This is a genomic window from Acidobacteriota bacterium, from assembly GCA_016712445.1.
Lineage (GTDB): Bacteria > Pseudomonadota > Alphaproteobacteria > Caulobacterales > Hyphomonadaceae > Hyphomonas.
In genome coordinates, this window is sequence record JADJRB010000001.1 from 1,437,698 (window position 1) to 1,453,029 (window position 15,332).

General features: G+C 59.8%; 11 protein-coding genes and 1 pseudogene. 3 read left to right on the forward strand and 9 right to left on the reverse strand.

Annotation, left to right across the window (positions count from 1 at the left end):
* Window positions 1–831 precede the first annotated feature (831 nt).
* Entirely contained in the window at window positions 832–2,238 is a 1,407-nt protein-coding gene (locus tag IPK75_07370) for an RHS repeat protein (GenBank protein MBK8198176.1), read from the reverse strand.
* A gap of 193 nt (window positions 2,239–2,431) precedes the next feature.
* Here IPK75_07370 and IPK75_07375 point away from each other — a divergent pair, with 193 nt between their 5' ends.
* A complete protein-coding gene (locus tag IPK75_07375; GenBank protein ID MBK8198177.1) occupies window positions 2,432–3,646 on the forward strand; it encodes a transglutaminase domain-containing protein in 1,215 nt (404 codons plus the stop codon).
* A gap of 64 nt (window positions 3,647–3,710) precedes the next feature.
* Window positions 3,711–5,062, forward strand: a protein-coding gene (locus IPK75_07380) for an IS3 family transposase (protein MBK8198178.1) whose coding sequence is annotated in 2 segments (ribosomal slippage) — window positions 3,711–4,047 and window positions 4,047–5,062 — 1,353 coding nt in all. Because the reading frame shifts where the segments join, the coding sequence is not laid out codon by codon here.
* A 71-nt stretch (window positions 5,063–5,133) separates the two neighbouring features.
* Here the strand turns inward: IPK75_07380 and IPK75_07385 are convergent.
* From IPK75_07385 to IPK75_07420, 8 genes and pseudogenes are all read right to left on the reverse strand, one after another.
* A pseudogene (locus IPK75_07385) lies at window positions 5,134–6,993 on the reverse strand (helicase).
* A 166-nt stretch (window positions 6,994–7,159) separates the two neighbouring features.
* A complete protein-coding gene (locus IPK75_07390; GenBank protein ID MBK8198179.1) occupies window positions 7,160–7,978 on the reverse strand; it encodes an ATP-binding protein in 819 nt (272 codons plus the stop codon).
* Window positions 7,979–7,989: 11 nt separating this feature from the next.
* Complete coding sequence (locus IPK75_07395) at window positions 7,990–9,492, reverse strand: IS21 family transposase (GenBank protein MBK8198180.1); 1,503 nt, start codon at window positions 9,490–9,492, stop codon at window positions 7,990–7,992.
* Window positions 9,493–10,006: 514 nt separating this feature from the next.
* Window positions 10,007–10,564, reverse strand: a complete 558-nt coding sequence (locus tag IPK75_07400; protein MBK8198181.1) for a 3'-5' exonuclease — start codon at window positions 10,562–10,564, stop codon at window positions 10,007–10,009.
* On the reverse strand, window positions 10,561–11,724 hold the full coding sequence (locus IPK75_07405) for a hypothetical protein (GenBank protein ID MBK8198182.1): 1,164 nt from the start codon (window positions 11,722–11,724) through the stop codon (window positions 10,561–10,563). The genes IPK75_07400 and IPK75_07405 overlap by 4 nt, the downstream gene beginning before the upstream one ends.
* Window positions 11,724–12,620: an AAA family ATPase gene (locus IPK75_07410; protein MBK8198183.1), complete on the reverse strand. Its 897-nt coding sequence runs from the start codon at window positions 12,618–12,620 to the stop codon at window positions 11,724–11,726. The genes IPK75_07405 and IPK75_07410 overlap by 1 nt, the downstream gene beginning before the upstream one ends.
* Window positions 12,617–13,111 carry a hypothetical protein gene (locus IPK75_07415; protein ID MBK8198184.1) on the reverse strand — a complete coding sequence of 165 codons (495 nt, stop codon included), beginning with the start codon at window positions 13,109–13,111 and terminating at the stop codon, window positions 12,617–12,619. The genes IPK75_07410 and IPK75_07415 overlap by 4 nt, the downstream gene beginning before the upstream one ends.
* A 2-nt stretch (window positions 13,112–13,113) precedes the next feature.
* Entirely contained in the window at window positions 13,114–14,058 is a 945-nt protein-coding gene (locus IPK75_07420; protein ID MBK8198185.1) for a nucleotidyltransferase, read from the reverse strand.
* Between the two features lie 208 nt (window positions 14,059–14,266).
* Between IPK75_07420 and IPK75_07425 the strand changes: the two genes are divergently transcribed.
* Complete coding sequence (locus tag IPK75_07425; GenBank protein ID MBK8198186.1) at window positions 14,267–15,331, forward strand: ImmA/IrrE family metallo-endopeptidase; 1,065 nt, start codon at window positions 14,267–14,269, stop codon at window positions 15,329–15,331.
* Window position 15,332: the final 1 nt, after the last annotated feature.

The window sequence follows — 15,332 nt, forward strand, 5'->3', positions numbered from 1 at the left end:
CGCGGCGGCCGCGCTCCGGCAAACGCGCCGTCCGCCCACTACCGCCTGGAAGGATCCCAGACGCCGGGGCTGAATCGGGCGACCAGCGAAGACCCCGCCGCCGAAACGCGGCACGGATCATGCGCGTCAAAGCCAGAGACCCATGAGGAGCACTATGATATGTGCGGATATGATCCACATTGTCCCGGCAAGACTGAGAGATCATTGACCAAGGCTGAGCGCGCAATCGCTGCCCCGCTACGACGTTCATCGCGGCATGCCGTGCTCCGGCCGTGGCGCATCTGCGATGCCTGCAACGGCGTGTTCACCCACGGGACATTTCGGGAATGCGGCTTTCCGCTTGTCATTCAGCTCGGGAGTTTGGACCACGCCAATGAAAAGCTTCGCGTCTTCGTAAGCTGACATGCGCCGTCGGAGCAGCTGTCGCCTGCAAGGCTTCGTCCGGCGTCAGGTTGCGGCGCCGACCCCTCTGGTCGCAGCCGGCTCGCCGAGCATCTTCCGTAGACCGATGATGCGAACAGTGGGAAGCGGCGGCGCGCGTCCAGCCGGAGCGGCCCAGCACCATGCCTGGACATCGATCCTTCCGACATCTCAGTGAGCCGCGCCGGTCCGCCGGGCATTGGCAGAGATCGTCGCCATCAAACCTCCAGACAGGCCGGCGAGCTGACCCGCGCATTCGCGCGGGCAGGGCGCACTCAGTTTATGGCAGGCTTACGGGGCGCCTGGCGGAGCATACGTGCTTGCGTGAACTCCCTAGCCTACGAAGACGCGCCTGTGAAATGGGATCAACGCCAGATAACGCGCGCGCGAATACCGGCGGCCTGCTATTTTTCAGCCGATCGTCCCTGATGTCGTGCCATTGTTCGTGACCGGAACAGAATGACCGTTCTTGCGGATACAGTAGCCCGCTGCGCCGCCTGTCCCACCTGGAGCCGACGGGCTAAACCAGCCCTGGCCGTTGGAGCCTGCTACGCCATACGTTCCACCAGCGCCGCCATTGACACCGCCGTTGATGCCCCAACCGCCGGCGCCGCCGCCTGACGTTGTGCCGGATGCGCCGATTCCGGCGCCGCTGTCACCCGCACCGCCGCCGCCGTTGGGCGCGCCGCCTCCACCTCCGCCGCCAGGCCGGTATTCTGGTTCCGGGAATCCTTCCTCGACACTGGACGCACCACCGCCGCCACCGCCACCACCGCGCACCTGTGCGCCGCTCTGGATTGTGATCGTGATCGGATGACGGCAGTAAACCGCATCGCCGCCTGCGCTGCCATTGCCTGGTGTGCCCCCAGCTCCGCCACTTCCGCCGCCGCCGCGCAGAATTCCGCCGGTTTTGACGACGAGCGACAGGGTGATCGTATAAGGCGATCCAGGCCAGGTGCCTGTATCGACGGCAATGCCGCCGCCCGCACCAGTGATCGTCACGCCGTTTCCGACTTCAAAGACAACATTTGCGTCTTGTGTGCCGTTATATCCTGCAGCATTGGCTAAGCTACGCAGGTTGACCGGACCGGTGCCAGTCACCTGAATCGTTTGGTTGAAACTGTTCGGGTTGACCGTGACGGCGGTCTGGGCCGTTTGTTGGCTGCTTAGCGCGCCGGTCACAGTCAAAGTATAAGTTGTCGTCACGCTGGGCGTCACGACAACCGAACCGCCGACGACCGGCGTGACACTTCCGACGCCGTTATTGATGGACGCGCTGGAAGCATTTGCGCTCGTCCAGGTCAGAGTTGTGGACTGGCCGACAAGAATTGTAGAGGGGCTCGCCGAGAGTGTGCAGGTGGGCAGCGGGTAGACGGTAACACTGGCCTGGGCCGTAGCGGGCAAGGGCGGCCCGGCCGCCGTAACGGTATACGTTGTGGTGGCGGAGGGGGAGACAGAAACCGAGCCGCCTGCCAGCGGGCTCACCGGACCCACCCCGTTGTTGATCGATACCCCGGTCGCATATTGCGATGTCCAGGAGAGGCTCGCCGACTGCCCGGCAAGAATGGATGCCGGACTTGCACCCAGCGTGACCTGAACCGAGTTCGGCGGCGTCTGGCCGAGTGCGGTCCGGTTGCCTGCCGCATCATAGGCGTAGGTGATCGATGCTCCGTTGCTATAAGTCACTGTCGAAACGCGGCCGAGGGCATCATAGGTGTAGCTGACGGTGTCGGCGAAGGCGCTGCTCCGTGAGCTGAGTAATGTGGCACAGCAAGTGCCAGCTAACAGCTGAGCCATGAAGCTGCGCCTTGCAATCATCTCTCGTGCCTCTTCGAGGTGAAAAAGGTGTAGTCAACTCGCCTGAGAGTTGACTTTATCAGAATAAATGGAGATCGTGTCAAGGTTGAACCGAAGGGGCAGATCGATGGTATCGTTTCGGACCTGGTTTCCTGGCTTGATAGTGTTCGGTTTTTGCGCGGCGCTTCACGCTCAGGCGCAAACACTGCCCTCCATGCGGTTCGAGCGCGGCGCCCTTGTTTCACCATCGGCGGCGGAAACTTATTACGGCAGTTCCACGACGCGTACCTCTTCGTTCACGGGTGTCTCCGGTTTTGAAGGTCGCCCGCCCGAGATTGTTGAGCAGGCCCGCGCGCTCGGCAATGATATAGACCTCATCTACGAATATGTCCGCAATCAGATCGATGTGGAGTTTGCCTACGGCCTGAGGAAGGGCGCGCTCGGCGCGATGATCGACCAGTCGGGTACGCCGTTCGATATCAACGTTCTGTTTGTCGAACTCGCCCGGCAGGCCGGCTACACGGCGCGCTACCGGATCGGAACGGCAACGCTGACCGCCCAGCAGTTTCAGGATTGGACGGGTCTGACCCATGCCGCCTCGGCGTGCCGGATGCTCGCATTTGGCGGAATTCCATCACAAATCAATGGTGTATCACCTGCCGACTGCAATATTGCGGGATCGGTCACCGGCGTTGCGATCCGCCATGCCTGGGCCGAAGTCCAGATATCGGGAACCTGGTATGTGTTCGACCCCAGCTTCAAGCCGCAGGATTTCGCGGCGCGTCGCAATCTTGAAAGCGACTCCGGATTTACGTCCGGCGCGGCAGCGACGCAGGCCGGGACGGGGATATCGAGCGGCAGCGCAAGCGGGCGGCCTTACATCTCCAATGTCAATACAACGGCGCTCGACACTTACCTGTCGGCCCGTTCGGTTGCGCTGCTCACAACCCTGACATCGAGCGCTTTTTCGGCCGATCTACGCGGTGTCGTGGGCGGCCCTGAGATTCCGCCCGTCTACAAGCCTGTCGGCGGGTTCCGGTCGACCTCGACCCCTTACACGTCCGTGGCCAGCCAGACGATCACAGGCGATATTCCTGACCAGTACCGGACCGGCCTCGCGGTTGCTGCGTCGGCGCCGCTCGGCGCTGGTGGGGTCCAGGCCTCCTTCAGTCGTCAACTCTGGGTCGATGAAATCTATGGCCGCCGTCTGGAGTTCGATTCCAACTTTGATGCCGATCATATCGTCACATCAGCCGATTACTACGACCTGTCCTTCAGGCTCGAACTCGATGACCTACCGCTGAATACACTCACCCGCGACTGCCCGGGTTCCGGCGGGCCTTCGGGGTGCGGCCTGCCGAGCTTCAACTATACTGCCACGCTGACGGTCAATCATCCGTATGCGGCTGTTCCCCGTCAGCGACTGTGAGACAGATCGGCCAAATTGCTTAAGGAGGATTTCTGGCTCATCGTAACTGATACGAGGAGTGAAGATGAGACAGAAATCCGGGCCGCAGGAGAGTTCGGCCGAGAAGCATGTGCAGGCAATCAAGCGTCAGACCCGGCGGAAGTTTTCCGCTGAGGAGAAGATCCGGATTGTCCTTGAAGGCCTACGCGGCGAATACTCGATTGCCGAGTTGTGCCGACGCGAGGGGATCGCCCAAGGGCTGTATTACACCTGGTCGAAGGAGTTCCTCGAAGCCGGCAAGAAGCGATTGTCAGGCGACACGGAGCGGCAGGCGACTTCGGGCGAAGTGACGGGCCTGAAGCGTGAGATGCGCGACCTGAAGGAAGTCGTGGCGGACCTGACCCTTGAGAACCGCATTCTGAAAAAAAGCGTGATCGGGGATGGGGACGCCCAAGAATGAGGTACCCCGCATCCGAAAAGCTCGAAATCATCCGGCTGGTCGAGAACTCGCACCAGCCGGTGAAGAAGACGCTCGATCAGATCGGCGTGTCGCGGCCGACCTTCTATCGCTGGTACGATCTGTATCGACGGTTTGGCGATGAGGGACTGGAAGACCGGCGCGGCGGGTCCGGCCGCGTCTGGAACCGCATCCCAAAAGCCATGCGCGATCAGGTACTGGAAATGGCCCTCGACCAGCCGGAACTTTCGCCCCGGGAGCTGGCGGTGACGTTCACGGATGAGAAGCGTTACTTCGTCTCGGAAGCCAGTGTTTACAGGCTTCTGAAGGCGCATGACCTGATCACCAGCCCAGCCTTCATCGTGATGAAAGCCGCCAGTGAGTTCCGCGACAAGACCACCGCACCCAACCAGCTCTGGCAGACGGACTTCACCTATCTGAAGGTCATCGGCTGGGGCTGGTTCTATCTCTCCACGGTGCTCGATGACTTCTCCCGCTACATCATCGCCTGGAAGCTCTGCACGGGCATGGCGGCGAGTGATGTGCAGGACACGCTCAATCTGGCGCTCGAAGCTTCCGGGCTCGAAACCGCGAACGTCATTCACCGCCCACGCCTGCTGTCAGACAACGGACCATCCTACATCTCTGGCGACTTGGCTGAATATCTCGCCGACAAAGGCATGAAGCACACGCGCGGCGCGCCATATCACCCTCAGACGCAAGGCAAGATCGAACGCTGGCATCAGACTTTGAAGAACCGCATCTTGCTGGAGAACTACTTCCTGCCCGGAGATCTCGAAGCGCAGATCGACGCGTTCGTCGGCCACTACAACCATCAGCGCTATCACGAGAGCCTGAAAAACCTTACCCCGGCCGATGTCTACACCGGCCGCGGGCAGACCATCCTGCTCGAACGTGAGAAAATCAAAAGGAGGACGATGAAACTCAGGCGCTTGCAGCACGCCGAGTCTGCTGCTTAACTGAAACCCAGATGCGCCAGACCCTCCTTAAGTCAGGCAGCCTTCTGTCTCAAAATACCTGACGACGGACAGGTTTCCTCGTCAATCTTGTTCAGCTTCTGCTTTCGAACCAGAACTGCGGCGGAGAAAAATCTCACCAGCCGATCCATGCTCGATGAAATATCGGCAAAAGGCTTGTACTCGTCGAGGCTAAAGCCATTGAGGTCTTGAAAAAGATCAAAGACAACTTGCCGTGCTTCGCTTGAATTGGACAATGCGGCGTCAAGCTCGACTTGCGTGCGTTTTAGCTCCGGATCTGACAAGGCCTCTTGATAAAGCTTGTCGTAGTTTAGCCGCTCAGATAGCTGCCCCAGAATTTGCGCCCGAAGATCTTCGGCAACGTTTCCTTGGTCATCGACCTTGCCGACAGTGCGTGCAATCTCGGTCAGCTTTTCATCGAGCAGCAGAAAGCTGCGACCTCCGATCGTGTCTGATAAAACGAGGTTGTAAACCTGAGCCGTATGGTTCTGGCCGTAGCGATGGATGCGTCCAATACGCTGCTCCACATCCATTGGATTCCAAGGAAGATCAAAGTTGAAGAGTATCCGGGCGAACTGCAAATTGATGCCCTCGCGACCGGCGGCTGTGCATACGAGTACGCGAGGCCCATCCTTCTGGCGGAACCGGCGTTCGGCAGCTAGCTTGGCCCCGTGATCGCCCCCTCTCAAAACAACAACACCTTGGCCGGGGAAGGCCAGGTCAATTTCACGGGCAATCAAGTCAACGGTACCAAGGTATGTTGCGAAGATGACGATCTTCTCGTTCGGATTCTGGCGCCATAGCGTGCCCAGTCCATCGATGAGTTTCTGTGCTTTGGTTTCTCTTTGCTGCGGGAAGACTCTAAGCAGGTCTGCGATGCGCAAGCGCTCTTCTGGTAGATGAAGATCGACAGCTGCCGATGCAGCTTCCTCCGCATGGGACGCTGAATACTCGCTACCGTATGGATCGGAGGCCATCTCGAGTGCCTCCTCGTCCAGCTTCTTTACCAAACGATACCGGAGGTCTGCGAGCATGCGATCCACTTCGCTGCGTCCGATATTGTCGTGCGGTAGACCAAACTCCTGATGAATCAGCTCGCGTGCTTCGTCAGTCAGGCGTTCGCGGCCTTCAATATCTAACTCTTTGTCGCGCAAAAGGGCCTCATGCAATGTCAGCATGAGCATGCGGCGTTTCAAAGTACGCCGAACCGCTGAAAAGCTTGAAGCGGCGATCTTCTGGAATATCGCCATAAGGAACCCGAGCGCACGCCCTTGGTTGCCTTTGCGTCGAGAAAGGTTGAAGTCATCTTCCAGATACTCGCGCAGCTTCTCGTAAAAAAGCCGCTCGTCCTCGTTCATCAGAAAGGACTCGGTGTGAACCCAGCGCCGAGCAAACAGCGGCGAACCGTCAGGCCTACAAGCGTCGGCCTTCGTACGCCGGAACATCACCGTGTTGAGCCTGTGGCGGTTTTCGAGCATTTCTTCGGGACTGCCGAACAGGGTGGGATTCAAAAGCTGAGCCAGCATCCAAAATTGGAAATGGTTGCCTTGGTGCGGCGTTGCGGACAGTAGCATCAAGTCACGCGAGTGATCTTTGAGCGCTTCGGCCAACTTGTAATTTTCGGTCTTCCGCACCTTCCCACCTGTGCGGTAAGCGGTCAGGTGATGCGCTTCGTCGAAGACCACCAGATCCCAGCGCGGCGCGGCCAATAGGCGTTTAATTCGTTCCGGGCGCTTAAGTGTGTCGATACTGGCGATCAGTCGGTCGTGCTTTGCAAAAGCATTCGTCTTTCGGTCAGTGATATCACCCTCGGACCCAAATACCTCAAAATCCAGGTTGAAGACGTCGTTTAGTTCGCGGTGCCAGTTGTTGACCAATCCAGCCGGGACAACCATCAGAGAGCGGATCAACTCTTGTCAACGCCGGGATAAAAAGGGGCCATTTGCCGGTTTAAAAAGGGGCCAGTCAGGTTCGATAAAAAGCCCCGCAGGCGAGGCTGGTTTCTTGCGCCTCGCCGGGTGTCTGGCCGGAGCGAAGCGGAGGCCAGACACACGGTGAGGCGCTGACGGTTTTCTGATCCTATTTCATGCGGTGCCTCCGTTTTCCGGGGGTGGATCGCTTCTGGCGCTTGCGGCTCGTGGCGAGCCGGAAGCTGTCGCCGTTCAGTTCGAGGATGTGGACATGGTGCGTCAGCCGGTCGAGGAGTGCGCCGGTGAGGCGTTCGGATCCGAACACGCTGGTCCATTCGTCGAACGGCAGGTTGCTGGTGATCAGGGTGCTGCCGCGTTCGTAGCGCTGGCTCAGGACCTCGAACAGGAGTTCGGCGCCGACCGCGGTGAACGGCACATAGCCAAGTTCGTCGATGATCAGGAGTTTGACGCTGGCGAGATGCTTCTGCGCGCGCCGGAGACGGCGCTCGTCGCGCGCTTCCATCAGCTCATGGACGAGCGCGGCAGCGGTGGTGAACGCGACGCTGTGTCCGCGCTGGCAGGCAGCAAGGCCGAGCGACAGGGCGGTGTGCGTCTTGCCGGTTCCGGACGGCCCGAGCGCAATGACATTGCGGCGCTTCTCGATCCAGTCGCAGCGGGCCAGCTCGAGAACCAGCGCCTTGTTGAGCGAAGGCTGGGCGGCGAACTCGAACGTGTCGAAGCTCTTGGTGTGCGGGAACCGGGCCTGGCGGATGCGTCGCTCGATGCTGCGCCGCTCGCGGTCGATACGCCCAAGTTCGCACAGGCGCAAAAGGTACTTCGGATAATCGGCCCGGTCACCGGCCGCCTCCATCGCCACCTTCTCATAGTCGCGTGCGAACGCCGGAAGCTTCAGGGCCTTCAGATGATTGGCGAGCAGGACCTGCGGCGGCACCGATGTCGCCGGCGTTTCCACAGCTGGCAGGGGCATGAAGTCCTCGCTCATGCGGCACCTGCCATACCCAGGAGACCCAGATAACTGCTTGTGCTGGTGGCGCGCACGTTGGCGCAGGGCAGATAGGGGTAGAGGCTGAGATCCAGCCGCGGCGGGCGGTGTTCCAGCTTCGCCAGCGCGATCATCTTGACGGCGTCGAAGCTTATGGCGCCGATGTCGAGTGCATGCGCGACGCTGGCCTCGACGAGCGTCTGATCGAACGTCTCGCACAGCCGCAGCACCTGGATGAACTCGCGCCGGCCATCCTTGCCACTGCGGGCTTCCATCAGGCGCCGCATGCGATGCACCGGCGGCGACAGGAGCCACTTGTCCAGCGGTGCGGCCTGGTCCAGCGATCCGGCCTTCTGCTCGATCAGCGCAAGGTAATGCAGCGGATCATAGACGAAGTCCTCGCGGGCATAGGTGCGCGGGTGACGGGCAATCCGCTCGCCCTGGCAGATGATGTCGACCCGGTCGACATAAGCCTTGATCACCATCTCCCGGTGCGCGAAGGCCGTCGGTACCGAGTAGTCATTCGTCTTGTAGCGCACGAGTGACAATGACGAGGCCCGGCCTGCCGTCATGTGACAGGGATCGAAGGCATAAGCGGGCCGCGCCATGAGCATCTCCGCATCCGACCTGAACCGTTCGGCGATGCTCGCCTGTTTGCCGCGAAGCACGGCCTGCTGACGCTTGGCGCACTTGTCGACCAGCATCTCATTGAGGGTCTCGAAGCTGTCAGCGACCGGTACCGGCACCATGAAGTTGCGCCGCGCGTAGCCGACCAGGCCTTCGACCTTGCCTTTATCGTTCCCCTTGCCCGGACGTCCGAACCGGTCCTCGAACAGGTAATGGCTCTGCAGGCCCGAGAACATGCTGCTGCGTGTGCGCCGGCCGTCGCCGAGGATCTGCGCCACGGCGAGCCTTGTGTTGTCATAGAGGATCGACAACGGCACGCCGCCGAAGAAATCGAACGCCGCGACATGCCCGTCGCAGAACGCTTCAGCGACCTCGGCCGGATACGCCTTCACGAAGCACGCATCCGACTGCGGCAGGTCCATGCAGAAATAGTGAAACCGCACGCGCTTGCCTGCGATGATCGCATCCGCCTCGCCGAAATCAGCCTGCGCGTGACCCGGCTTGTGGCTCAGCGGTACAAACACTTCCTTTGACCGCAGCCGCGCCTCGGCCACGTAATTGCGCACGATCGTCGAGCCGCCGCTGAACCCGTGCTCGTCCTTCAGTCGCTCGAAGATGCGCTGCGCCGTGTGTCGCTGCTTGGAATGCACCTGCCGGTCTGCCGACAGGATCGCATCAATGATCCCGGTGAACCCTGTCAGCTTGCGCCTGTAGATCCTGCCAGCCCGGCCATGTTCGGGCGGCACAGGAAACACCAGAATCTTGTCCACCGTCTTGCGGTCGATCCCGAAATACCGTGCCGCCGCTCGTCGGCTCATGCCGTCTGCCAGAACGGCCCGGCGTACCTTCACATACAGTTCCACGCGCTTCATCCTCCGCCCTCGCTTGTCCAGCAAGGGGCTATAAGGAATGGCCCTTTTTTAATCCGGCAATCCCGCCGGTCAGACCACCAATATGTGGCCCCTTTTATTACCGGCGTTCACACTGCGTTCTGGCACCTGACAAGCTCCCGCGATCCACGAAATGGGCATTCGCAACTGGCAGGTTTTGACCCCCTTTAATGCCGATCACCAGAGCCAAGTTGTCCGGCAATTCATCGCCGAAGGGAGTCATTTCACAACCAGCGCTCAATTGTCTCGAATGCGCCCCATTCCGGCCGTTGTAGCTCAGCCGCGGATCGACCGAAAGCAGACATCATTGTTGAGAAGATGGAACGGCCTCGGTTGGAGGCAATGGGGACTATATGCGACACTGGTAGTGTGAAGTGGTGCTTCGTTAACCTGATGGGCGCGGTGCAGTTGGAGATGAGCAGGCATGTGGCGCGCAATGTCGCAGCCAAGAAGCATGACTTAATCCCCTCCCACTGGTTTGACCAAGTTTGGGATCTTACTTCTCTCGAGGCACAAGCTTTGTCTGGATCAACCGGAATATCTCCGCCTGATAACGAGCATCGGCCAGGGCATCGTGGGTGCTGGCGAGGGTCGGCGACACTTTTTGCGCGATCCGGCTCGACCGGGTGTCCGCCCAGGAACAGCCCGTAGCTCCCATATACATCGCCTTGATGTCGAGCGCTGTGAAGCCGAACGGGTTCTCCCCGAGAAAGCGATGGAAATAATAATTGATAAACGACCAGTCGAAGGGAGCGTTGAGCCCGACGAATATGACGGTCGCATCTTCGCCGCCCAGATCATCCAGCCATTCCGCGAATTTCTCCATCGCCAGACGGGGGTCGTCCCCGGTTTGCGCCAAAGTCTCTAGTGAGAGCCCGGTCACTTCGAGAGCCTTGGGATCGAATTTATCGCCGATCGGCTTCAGTTCGCAGGCAAAGGCCTCTTCCGGTGCAAAGACCGAGCAGGCACCGATCGAAAGCAGGCTGTATTCGCCGGGGATCGGCCCCGCAGTTTCAACGTCTACTGATACGAATAGCTCGCGATTGTCGCTCATGAGATCAGTGGCTCCGTCGGCACGAGAGAGGGACGATTGCGGATGGCATTCCAATGCTCGCGAAAAGCACGCTTGCGCTCCTCTGCACTACCGCTGGCCTTCCAGTGAAGGCCAGAAAAAGTCGTGATGTCGAACGGCAGGCTGGCACCTTGACGTACCATGACCATGGTGGGCAGGCAGCGGCCAAGGGCATAGCCCAGTTCAAGGAAGCAATTGGGCCGCGCTCCAGTAATGTCGGCGAGAACGATACTGCTGCGGTGCAGCTTGGCGAATATCTCCTGATCGATCCGGGCATGGTCATAGGTTTGCCGTCCATCGATGACGACCAAACGATAGCCCAGCTCATCCTCGATCACCGGCTTGACGACTAGATCGAAGAAATTCTGGACGTCGTTATAGTCATCAAGGTCGGGATTGAGCAGACGAACAGCGAAAGCCTTGGGCCGTTCCAGCGCCTCAAGCAGATCGATCAGCGCGGATATGCGGTCCGGGATCAGCTGCCGGCTCGGAAAGCCGATCCGGTTGATCCAGTCATGGGCATCGCCGTCATCCGCGATCTGGAACAAGCGACGGGTCTGACTGCTGGCCAGACCGAAATTGTAAAGCCGCCGGGCGCCCTTCGTCTCCGCGCACAAGGGGAGGTTGAGTGGCACGATTGGCTTGCCTGCATCATGATATAGGTTGGCAAGATAGAGAACGCCTTCGTCGCCGCCCAGAGCGACGAGAACGTCGCCAAAGCGCGCCTGCGCCTCCATCCGCTTGCTGTTCATGTTCCACTGCGCGGCGCTTTCGATCTTAATGAGCTGGGAGGAGCGCAGGTCGTCCCAAAGTTCGGCATGTTCTTCAGGAATCTGCTCTTCGGTCTTGTGGTGCTGCACGGCGACCACGAACGGACCCGGCACATTTGGGGGCCGATGCGCTAAATTGTCCTTCACGGCCTTCCAGATCAGCCAGTCGAAGCAGAGCGGCAAGCCATCCTCCCGAGGAGGCTCGGCATCGACCGGGATGACGAAGTTGGAGCCCCGCCGGACCAATTCCTTGATCAGCCCGGTGACCAGCGTGCGCGCGGCTTCAACGTCAGCCGTTGGGGCGATGGTGAGATCCTTGGCCACGCTGCCAGAAATATGGATGCGGCGTCCGAACAGTGGGGAGCGCGCCATCACTTGTCCTCCATGACAGGCGAGGCATGGAGCGTCGTTGCAACCGAAAGCAGATCTTCGAACCGCAAGGCGCGATCCGGATAAGCCCGGGCCAGCGCCGTTGGATAGAGCCGGGTACGGATATCGGAATAGGTCCAGGGCGGCCGCCCCTCATGGGCGGCCGTCGCCCGCACCAGTTGCGCAATCTGCGCTGCCCCCGCATCAAGGCCTGCCAGATCCATCTGGAAGAGTTGCCCGCGCTCTTGGTCCGATGGGCGGCGAAACTCCTCGATGATGGCGGCGCGGCGCCGGAGCGCAGCATCGAGGACGGACAGACGATTAGTGCACAGGATCACGACGATCCGGCCGCCGTATTGGCGAAGGTCATCCACTCTCTGGATCAACGTGTTGACCGCGACCTTGTCTTCATGGTGGCTATGATCCTGCGATCGAGAAGCGCCGAGACTATCGCCTTCGTCGATAATCAGAATGGCGCGACGGCTCTTGCCTGCCGCCAGGACGACCTTGTGGAAGGCTTCGGTGATGAGACTGCCCATTTCGCCGACCATACCATTGCCGCGCACCCGGTTGGACAGCTTGAACAGCATCGAATCCGAGCTTTGCCCCTCGGCGACAAGTCGGTTGGCAATACACTCTGCCGTCGCTGTCTTGCCCGTGCCGACATCGCCGTGAAAGATCACGAGCGGATATTGCTCGGCAACGAGGCCACACAAGGCAAGCTTGCCGCCATGTTTTTGCCTGTTCCAGTCGTCCAATGCGCCGACATTGAGCAGCAGGCGGAGTTGGTCATGGACGCGGGTATAGCGGACGTCGAACCCCAGCAACCGCTTTTCGCGCGCAGCCAACACATCGCTGGGAAGCGCGACTTCGCTATCGAAGATACTTGGCTGGCTCATGCGGCCCAATCCTTGCGCTGCATGCCATAGGCACTGCTGACATAGTTGCGCCCGCCCGACGAACTCAGACTGGAATGGCTGGTGTCATCATAGGACGCAGTCCAGCCAATCTTCAGCTTGCCGCTGGTCGCCCTGCGGGCCTCGTCGGTGTAGGCGGCAGTGTAGCTGATTACGATCCGCAGCGTCGCACCCGACAGGCGGGGCCAGAGCACGCCGCCGGGGCGGCTCGTTGTCAGACCGCCGGCATCGGTGTCAACATTGAAACGGACCGCTTTCTTCTCAGCCCCATATTGGAGCAAGGTGACATCGACCCAGGCAAGATATCCGGCCTTGGCCAGCACCTCGATATCATGGGCATAGTTCGCCGCTTCCGCGGCCGTCCATGCGCCGGCGCTGTCGGCGATCATCATGAGATCTGCCTTTACCCGCCGCACGACATTCTCGACGTCGGTCGTCGTATAAGTGGCGGATGCGGTGCGCGTCTGACTCATGTTCAATCCTCCACCTTGAAGCCGTGGCCGAAGAGTTCCTTCCAGACCGCATTGTCATTTTCAGCCGAAGCGAAGTTCGCCGTCTCCCACGCTTCCTGTGCCGCAGCAACGATCTGCTTACGCTCGGCCTCCGAAATCCGACTGGTCACATTGTTGAGGCTGTAGACCGGATCAAGGATTACAACCGGATCGCAGAATGACCCGAACGGAGCAGTGTTCTCAGGAAAGCTGATCTGCTCCTTGAGACCCGATTGGGCGATATAGAGAAGGAAATTGCGGAAGCGTTGCTCGATGCTGCCCCCTTTGCCCTGCGTCGCCAGGACATGCGCCATGATCAGTTCAATGGCGAAAGACTTTAGCGGCTTGATCTCGGCATAGTTGCGCCATTTCTTCGCCATTCGGACCAGCGTCCGAAAATCGCCGTCCTGATTCTTGCGGTCACGAACGAACTGGATCTGGCACGGCGCGCAGGTCTGAACCTTCGAACCGTTATGGATGTCATACTGCCAGCCATAGCCTGCCCGCGCAGCATCCTCGATCACGGGCACGATATCGACGCTGAGCCCCGAACCGACAAATTTTACCGTGGCAGCCTTGCGCTGGATCTCAAAATCCTCAACTGATTTGGTCGGATAGATCTTGATCAGCAGATCGTAGATCGTCGCGCTGAGGCTATCGAGGGTTTCCTTGGTCACGTCGCGGCCCGCGATATAAAATACCAGATCGACATCTACCGGATCGGACACCGTCTTACGCAGAATCGTATATTTCGCGAACGACCCCGCTTTTATGACCTTGGTGATCTTGATTTCGGTTTTGTCCCGAACGCTCTTGCACAACTCGGTGATCAGCCGATCGACCTGTGCGTGATGCTCTTTCCGCTTATCTGCGGGCAAGCGCAGCACATTACTGTCATAGTATCGCAATTCCGCGTTACTCAAAGCCATCGCCCCACCCCTTTCCGGTCTGGCACTAACCACCGGATCGAGACCGGCCTCTTCGCAACACGCTCCGGTTTACAGAAAATCCCGGTTAGTGCGGCACTATGCCTAATCTGGGCACCATTTGTCGCTTTTCAAGAGGTTTTGGTTTACAAAAATGTCCCTATATCGCATTTATGGAAACCGACCTGTTGCGGTCGTTAAGGAGGCCATCATGATCGGGAACAAGCTAAGGGTCGCGAGGTCGGCATCCGGCATGTCGCTACGGGCGCTTGCCGATGCCATGGGCAGCATCGTCTCCGCTCAGGCGATCGGCAAGTATGAACGCAACGAAGATATGCCGAGTTCTCGCGTGCTGATCGCCCTTGCGAAAGCACTCTCTGTCTCCGAGGAATATCTACTGAACGAGGACGAGTTGTCGCTGGAAGGCGTCGATTTTCGTAAGAAGGTCGGCACGTCGTCCCGTGAGGAAGCCATGCTCGAAGCGCGCGCCATTCACATGCTTGAGCGCTATCTCGCGGTCGAAGACATGCTCCAGATGCGCAGCGTCGAATGGGAACAGCCACGAAGCGCGCCGCATCCCGTGTCAGATATTCGGGATGCGGAAGACGCGGCTCGGTCCGTTAGGGACGATTGGGGGCTTGGTAACGACCCAATCCCGCACCTTGCGGAGCTGCTCGAGGAACGCGGCATCAAGGTGCTCTCACTCGATCTCGACAATGTGGACGGGCTTGCCGCCAAAGTCCGGCGCAAGGGCAGCGATGCAGCGCGCGTCATTGTCATCAAGCAGAGCTCTTGGTCGGAACGCAAGCGCTTCAATCTGGCGCATGAGCTTGGTCATATGGTTATCGCTCCCTCTGGCGGTGTCGACGAGGAGAAGGCCGCACATCGCTTCGCTGGCGCGTTCTTGATGCCGGCGGACGTGCTCCGTGCCGAAGTGGGCGCCCATCGATCCTCGATCAGCATCGGCGAACTGGTGGCGCTTAAGCGACTGTTCGGTGTCAGTATTCAGGCCTTGGCTTATCGCTGCAAAGATCTTGGCATCATCAACCAAGCGGCCTGCGCCCGTCTGTTCAAGGTTTTTGCGGAGCGTGGCTGGCGGACGGCACCATTCGAGGAACCGGAAAGCATGAGGCCGGAATTAGAAGAGCCGCGCCGTTTCGAGCGTCTATGCTTTCGGGCGTTGGCCGAAGGCGTGATCGGAGAGTCCCGGGCCGCCGAACTGCTCGGCATTTCCGTGCGCGAACTCGATAGGCGACTGGATCAGGTGGCGGCCTGAT

Excerpts from the sequence above, each read along its gene's own strand:
- IPK75_07370 (MBK8198176.1), bottom strand. The coding sequence starts at position 2,238 with ATGATTGCAAGGCGCAGCTTCATGGCTCAGCTGTTAGCTGGCACTTGC.
- IPK75_07375 (MBK8198177.1), top strand. The coding sequence starts at position 2,432 with ATGCGGTTCGAGCGCGGCGCCCTTGTTTCACCATCGGCGGCGGAAACT.
- IPK75_07390 (MBK8198179.1), bottom strand. The coding sequence starts at position 7,978 with ATGCCCCTGCCAGCTGTGGAAACGCCGGCGACATCGGTGCCGCCGCAG.
- IPK75_07395 (MBK8198180.1), bottom strand. The coding sequence starts at position 9,492 with ATGAAGCGCGTGGAACTGTATGTGAAGGTACGCCGGGCCGTTCTGGCA.
- IPK75_07400 (MBK8198181.1), bottom strand. The coding sequence starts at position 10,564 with ATGAGCGACAATCGCGAGCTATTCGTATCAGTAGACGTTGAAACTGCG.
- IPK75_07405 (MBK8198182.1), bottom strand. The coding sequence starts at position 11,724 with ATGGCGCGCTCCCCACTGTTCGGACGCCGCATCCATATTTCTGGCAGC.
- IPK75_07410 (MBK8198183.1), bottom strand. The coding sequence starts at position 12,620 with ATGAGCCAGCCAAGTATCTTCGATAGCGAAGTCGCGCTTCCCAGCGAT.
- IPK75_07415 (MBK8198184.1), bottom strand. The coding sequence starts at position 13,111 with ATGAGTCAGACGCGCACCGCATCCGCCACTTATACGACGACCGACGTC.
- IPK75_07420 (MBK8198185.1), bottom strand. The coding sequence starts at position 14,058 with ATGGCTTTGAGTAACGCGGAATTGCGATACTATGACAGTAATGTGCTG.
- IPK75_07425 (MBK8198186.1), top strand. The coding sequence starts at position 14,267 with ATGATCGGGAACAAGCTAAGGGTCGCGAGGTCGGCATCCGGCATGTCG.